Raw genomic sequence first — 6,278 nt, forward strand, 5'->3', positions numbered from 1 at the left:
GCGCGGCGGCCGGAATCCATTCGAGCGCGGCCTTGACGTTGGCGGGCAGTCCGCGCAGGCCCTTGAGCTTTGTTTTATAGGCTTTCAGTTCGGCGGCGGTCGGCAGCTTTTCGTGGACCAGCAGATAGGCGATCTCCTCGAATTCGCAGGCACCGGCGATGTCGAGAATGTCGTAGCCGCGATAGTGAAGGTCATTGCCGGTCTTGCCGACCGTGCACAGCGCGGTATTGCCCGCGGTCACGCCCGACAGCGCGACGGATTTCTTCGGTTTGAATGCGCCCGCGTTCGGCGTGCTGTTGTCTGCTTCGCTCATCGATTGTCTCCAGATACGGGTGGGGCTTTGGACTTGGAACCGTGGACCGCAGCTTCAAATGCAAAGAATGGGCCAGCCCCTGCCCGGCTCGCCAGGCGCCGGCTAAGTGCCTGATTTGATGGGCGACCGCCGCCACCGCCCGCACGCGGGCCGCCGCATTTCATTTCAAAAATGAAATGCCGATTTCAAATCAGCAATGAATGCTCGCATAATAGGTACTTTAGGCACTTCCACTCTCCCGCGAGCCGACCGCCTTGAGCACGCCACTTTACGAACCGGCGCAGCGCCCGCGCATCTGGGCGCTCTCCATCAGCCGCCTGCGCGACCTGTTCTTCGAGATCGCCGGCGAATACGTCGAGCGCGCGGACCTGCGCATCGTCTCGCACGGCTTCGAGGACGCGGTGCGCGAGATCGAAGGCGCGGGCGCCGCGCGGCCCGACGTCGTGATCGCGGGCGGCTCGAACGGCGCGTATCTGAAGACGCGCGTGTCGGTGCCGGTCGTGCGGATCAACGCGACCGGCTTCGACGTGATGCATGCGCTCGCGCGCGCGCGTCGCGAGGGCAAGCGTGTCGCGCTCGTCACGCACGGCGACACGCCCGACGAAGTGCGCCGCTTCATGGCCGCCTACACGCTCGACGTGACGTTCGCGTCATATCAATCGGCGCAGGACGCGGAAAACGTCGTGCTCGACCTCAGCGATCGCGGCATCGACGTCGTAGTCGGCCCCGGCCTCGTCACCGATCTGGCCGCGAACGCGGGCATGGGCGCGGTGTTTCTCTATTCGCGCGCCTCGATACGCGCCGGCTTCGCGACCGCGCTCGAAGTCGCACAGGCGACGCGCCGCGAAACCGTGCGCCGCCAGCGGCTCGACACGCTGCTGCAACATCTGCGCGACGGCGTCGTCGCGCTCGACGCGCAAGGCCGCGTCGAGGTGATGAACCAGCGGCTGGCCGGCGTGCTCGGCATCGATCCCGCGAAGGCGGTCGGGCGCACGCTGCTCGAACTCGCGCCCGACCTCGCCGGCAGCCTGCCCGATGCGGACGGCGACAGCTTCTGCACCGTGCGCGGCGCGAGCTACGTCGTGCATCGCGGACCGCTCGCGAGCAACAGCGCGGCAGGCGGCACCGTACTCACGTTTCAGGAATCGCGCGCGCTCGAGCGGCTCGACCGCACGCTGCGCTCGCGCCAGCGCGTGCAGCAGTTCACCGCGCGCTACCGGCTCGACGATATCGTCGGCGTGTCCGAGCCGATCCAGCGCGTGCGCGCGCTCGTCGCGCGTTATGCGAAGTCGGACGCAACCGTGCTGATTCTCGGCGAGAGCGGCACCGGCAAGGAAATGGTCGCGCAGAGCATGCATCAACTGAGCGCGCGGCGCGACTTCGCGTTCGTCGCGATCAATTGCGGCGCGTTTCCCGAAGCGCTGCTCGAAAGCGAGCTGTTCGGCTACGAGGAAGGCGCGTTTACGGGCGCGCGCAAGGGCGGCAAGGCGGGGCTCATCGAGGTCGCGCATCGCGGCACCCTGTTTCTCGACGAGATCGGCGAGATGCCGTTGTCGCTGCAAAGCCGCCTGCTGCGCGTGTTGCAGGAGCGCGAGGTGGTACGGCTCGGCTCGACGGAGCCGGTGCGCGTCGATATTCGCGTCGTCGCGGCGACGCATCGCACGCTGACCGAAAGCGTCGCGAACGGCAGTTTTCGCGCGGACCTGTACTACCGGCTCAATATCCTCAGCATTGCGCTGCCGCCGCTGCGCGAACGGCCCGGTGATCTACTGCCGCTCGCGGCCGAACTGCTGCGCCAGGCCGCCGCGCGCGAACCGAGGCTGGCGGCGCGCGTGCCCGACACGGAGACCGCCGCGCGCATGCTCGCGGGACTCGGCGCGACATTGCGGCGCTATGCGTGGCCGGGTAATGTGCGCGAATTGCAGAATGTGATCGAGCGGATTGCGGTGGAGCTTGCGGATGCGGGTGCCTGTGCGTATGCAGAAAGCGATGCTGATTTCGCGGCAGGCAGCGGTGCGAACGCCCTGCCGAAAGACTCGGCCATCGTTACGCGCGAGATGCTGCGTTCGGTCGCACCGGAAATCGTCGAACCCGTCGCGCGCGCGAAGCCCGCCGTGCTGACGCTGCGCGAACGCAGCCGTCATGTCGAAGCCGATGAAATCCGCGCGGCGCTCGCGGCGCATGGCGGTGATCGCGATGCGGTGTGTGCGGCGCTCGGCATCAGCAAGACGACGTTGTGGCGCAGGCTGAATGCGGCGGGTCGTTAGGCAAGGTATCGACGGTGCGCACGTTGAAACCGCTGTGCGGATGACAACGCTTGCCCGCTAATTCGATCTGCTCTGCCGATAGGTGCAAAGCCTTGTCTAGTAGCCTTTTTATTTCGGGTATGTGGCCGGAAACATCGCTGTAGCCGAGCGCGTCGGTCTCTGCCGCCAAATCATCTCTTCGAAGAAAAATACATAGATCAGCGTTACAGACAACCTGCTCGCCGCTTCAGAGCGAAGGAGAATCTACCACCGTTAATCGACACGAAGATTCGATTTCTCGACAGGCGCGAGCACGAAATTACCGGCGGTGATCTACGAGCAACACGATTTATTAGCGAAACATTGGATTCAATTGAAGTCGAGCCACGCGAAGATCGATAGATAGCTCTGTTCGTCGCACATAGCGTGACAATGGCAATGCAGCGACTGCTCTAACTATTGTTTTGCAGTCAAAATATGCCCCGCCTCAGCGAGGCCCTACACAGCGCGGCAGCACGGCAGCGCAGCGAGAGTCATACCGCAAAGCCCCCTAAAACCCCGCCTCCCTCTGCAAAATCGCCACAACATACCGCACACCTCGCCCGATAAAACTCTCGCGCCCCGCTCCCAACTGCACCGTCCCGCTCACCTCGCGCCCGATCGCCGGCACACCGTCGCACGCATCGAAGCGCACCTGCCACGTCGCCTGCAACGGCACCAGCTGATGCGTCTTCGCATCGTACTCGGCCGGAATCGGCCCGCCGTAAGTACTCGCGACCGAAGGCTGATCGAGCGTCGCCATGTTGACCTTGTCGATCGCCTCGATACGGCACGCGCGACGCGGCAGCTCCGCAACGTTCGCCACGAACACCGCGCGCTGCCCCGCCCTCAGGCGCGCCACGTCGCTCTCGCCGACAAACGCAAAACCCTTCACGCCAGTCGGCGCGATCAGATCGAACAAGCGCTCGCCGCGCGGCAGCCACATGCCCGCAGCCAGCGCATCGCCGGCAATCTGCACGTGGCCGTCGAACGGCGCGCGAATCGTCAGTTGCGCAATCTGCGCCTGCAAGCCCGTCACCGTCTCGCGCGCGGCGTCCCAACGGCGCGCGAGCGCCGTGCCCTGGCGTTGCAAGCGCTCGTCAAACGGTTGCTGTTCGACTTCCCAGCGCAATTGCGCTTCGTCGGCCTGCGCGGCCTTCAGCCGATAGTCGAGATCGGGCGACACCAGCACCGCCAGCGTCTCGCCCGCATGCACGAACTGGCCGTCGCGCGCGGGCGGCGGCTCGGCGGCGAGGTAGCCGGGTCCGACCGCGTAGAGTCCCTGCGCGCGTTGCGGCCCGAGCACTGCGGGCGCGCTCACGCCCGCGTGCCACGGCACCGCGAAAAAGATCAGCAGCGCCGCGCCGAGCAGAACACTCCTGCGCGTCTCGCGCCGCCAGCGCAATTCGTCGCGCCGCTGCCAGCTCGCGGCGGCCTCGCGCCAGATCGGCCGCACGATGAACCAGCCGAATTCGACGAAGAACAGCAGCATGCCGAGCAGCTTGAAAAACGCGTGATAGACGACGAGCGCAATCGACATGAACACGACGAGCCGGTACAGCCATGTCGCAAACGAAAAGCCGATCAGAAAGCGCCGCCGCGCGGCCGAACACGGCTCGGGCTGCGGATCGCCGAGGCCGAACAGCCCTTCGCGCAGCCACCAGCGGCCGAGCGCGAACGCGCGGTCGTGCAGGTTCGGCATGTCGAGCCAGTCCGACAGCAGGAAGTAGCCGTCGAAGCGCATGAACGGACTCGCGTTGATCGCGAGCGTCGCGATCCAGGTCGTGGTCGCGAGCAGGAACGCGCCGGCGCGCAGCGGTCCGTCGGGCAGCACGCTCCACGCCAGTGTCGCGAACGCGGCGAGCGCGATTTCGCTCAGCATGCCGGCCGCGCCGATCCACAAGCGGTTCTTGCGCTCGGGCACTTTCCACGCTTCGGTCGTATCGGTGTAGAGCACGGGCAGCATCACGAGCAGCGCGACGCCCATCGTCGGCACGCGGCAGCCGTAACGCTGCGCGGTAAACGCATGGCCGAATTCGTGCAGCACCTTCGCGCAGCCGAGCGCGATGCCCACGCCGATCAGGCCGCGCCAGTCGGCGTAACCGTGGAACGTGTGCAGGAACTCGTCCCAGCGGCGCGAGGCGAGAAACAGCCCGGCCAGCGCGCACACCGCCACCACGCACCAGAACGCGGGCCGGTACGCGAACCCGGCGAAGCGCGCGGCGCGGCGCAGAAACGGCATCGGGTGCCAGAGCGGAATGCGGATCATCAGATAGTGCTTGAGCAGCCACATCGCCCGCGTCGTGCGATGCGCGTCGGCGTGCTGCTGCAGGCGCGCGGTGTCGGCGGCGCTCGCGGCGATCAGCAGATTCTGCTGGCGCAGCATGCGCACGAGCAGGTCGAGATCGTCGGACGTGACGGTAAGCGTCGTGTCGCGGTTCACGCTCTCGACAATCGCGCGCGGATCGTCGAGCGGCCAGCGCGACAGCAGTTCGAACGCGGGCCAGCCGAGCTGGAAAAAGCGGTTCGCGGCGGGATCGTGCAGCATCCAGGTCGGCGCACCCTCGGGGGTCGCGGCGCCTCGTGTGAGCGTCAGTTCCTGACGCAGTTGCGGAAGTCGGGCCATGATGCGATGAATTGACGCTGTCGAACGGGCGCGCCGCGCCTCACCAGCCGAGCCACTGACGCGCGAGCGTCAATGGGCGGCGCAGCACGTAGTAGATCGCCGGCACCCACGGGCCGCGAATGCGCGCGGTGCCCATCGCGCCGAGCGGCGCATTGGCGTCGGCCGCGACGAAGCTCGCGCGCACACGGTACGCGAGCACGCCGTCGGGCGTCGGCTCCGCGCGGTACGCGATCGAATCGATACGCGCCTCGTAGCTCGACAGCGGCGAACTCTTCGGATACAGCGTGAGCGTCGCGCCCGGCTTCACGTCGATGTTGTCGGCAACCGGCAGCCACGCGGTCAGCTCAACGCGCGCAGGGTCGGCCAGCAGCAGGATCTTTTCGCCGACCGCGACCGCCTTGCCGGTCCATTCGTTCGGATCGCTGAACACTGCCACCCCCGCGCGCTCGGCGTTCACCTTCACGCGCGCCAGCTGCTGCGCGGTGTAGTCGAGCTGCACCTGGCTCTGGTCGAGCTTGCCTTTGCGCTCGGCCATGTCGAGCCGCGTGCGGTCGTCGGTGACGGCAAGCTGCGCGGTCTGGCGGAACTCTTCCTGTTCGGCATCGAAGTCCTTGCGCGCGAGCGCGTAGCGCGATTGCAGCGCGGTCGCGTCGAGGCCGAGCAGCGGCGTGCCGCGCTGCACCGGCTGATTCGGCTTCACGTAGAGACGGTCGATCACGCCGTCGAGCGGCGCGCGCACGACGAACGGATCTTTCGGCGTGACCTCGGCGGGCGCGAGCACGGTGAGGCGCAACGGAATCACGCAGGCCACCGCGAGCCCGATCAGCACGCGGCGCTGCTGACGGCCGGGCCGCAGCACGGCGCGCGCGCGTTCGAGCCACGAGGCGCGCGGCGCGAACGCCTCGAAGGCATGCGCCCAAACCTGACCCAGTTCGGTGAGCAGCGCGCAGTCGGTCGCGCTCCAGGCTGCTTCGCGTGCGAACACGACGCCGCCGAGCGCATGCCCCGCGCGGTCGGTGAGCGGCAGCCACGCGCCGTGCGCGGGCCACCATGC

At 67.1% G+C, this 6,278-nt stretch carries 4 protein-coding genes; 1 reads left to right on the forward strand and 3 read right to left on the reverse strand.

The window, feature by feature from the left end:
* Positions 1-313, reverse strand: a 313-nt coding sequence (locus tag G3N58_RS33065; protein WP_277397001.1) for a citrate/2-methylcitrate synthase, incomplete at its 3' end; no start/stop codon positions are given.
* A gap of 254 nt (positions 314-567) precedes the next feature.
* On the opposite strand from G3N58_RS33065, the gene prpR reads away from it, so the two are divergent.
* Positions 568-2,580, forward strand: a complete 2,013-nt coding sequence (gene prpR, locus G3N58_RS33070; RefSeq protein WP_206001292.1) for a propionate catabolism operon regulatory protein PrpR — start codon at positions 568-570, stop codon at positions 2,578-2,580.
* A 529-nt stretch (positions 2,581-3,109) separates the two neighbouring features.
* Here the strand turns inward: prpR and G3N58_RS33075 are convergent.
* Positions 3,110-5,224: an HlyD family efflux transporter periplasmic adaptor subunit gene (locus G3N58_RS33075; protein WP_206001293.1), complete on the reverse strand. Its 2,115-nt coding sequence runs from the start codon at positions 5,222-5,224 to the stop codon at positions 3,110-3,112.
* A 40-nt stretch (positions 5,225-5,264) separates the two neighbouring features.
* Positions 5,265-6,278 (reverse strand): HlyD family efflux transporter periplasmic adaptor subunit (locus G3N58_RS33080; protein WP_206001294.1); only part of this gene is annotated, 1,014 nt, incomplete at its 5' end.

This window comes from Paraburkholderia sp. Ac-20342, from assembly GCF_017104985.1.
Classification (GTDB): domain Bacteria; phylum Pseudomonadota; class Gammaproteobacteria; order Burkholderiales; family Burkholderiaceae; genus Paraburkholderia.

What these genes read in the sequence shown, in the direction of transcription:
- G3N58_RS33075 (WP_206001293.1), bottom strand. Translation starts at nt 5,224, where the DNA reads ATGGCCCGACTTCCGCAACTGCGTCAGGAACTGACGCTCACACGAGGC.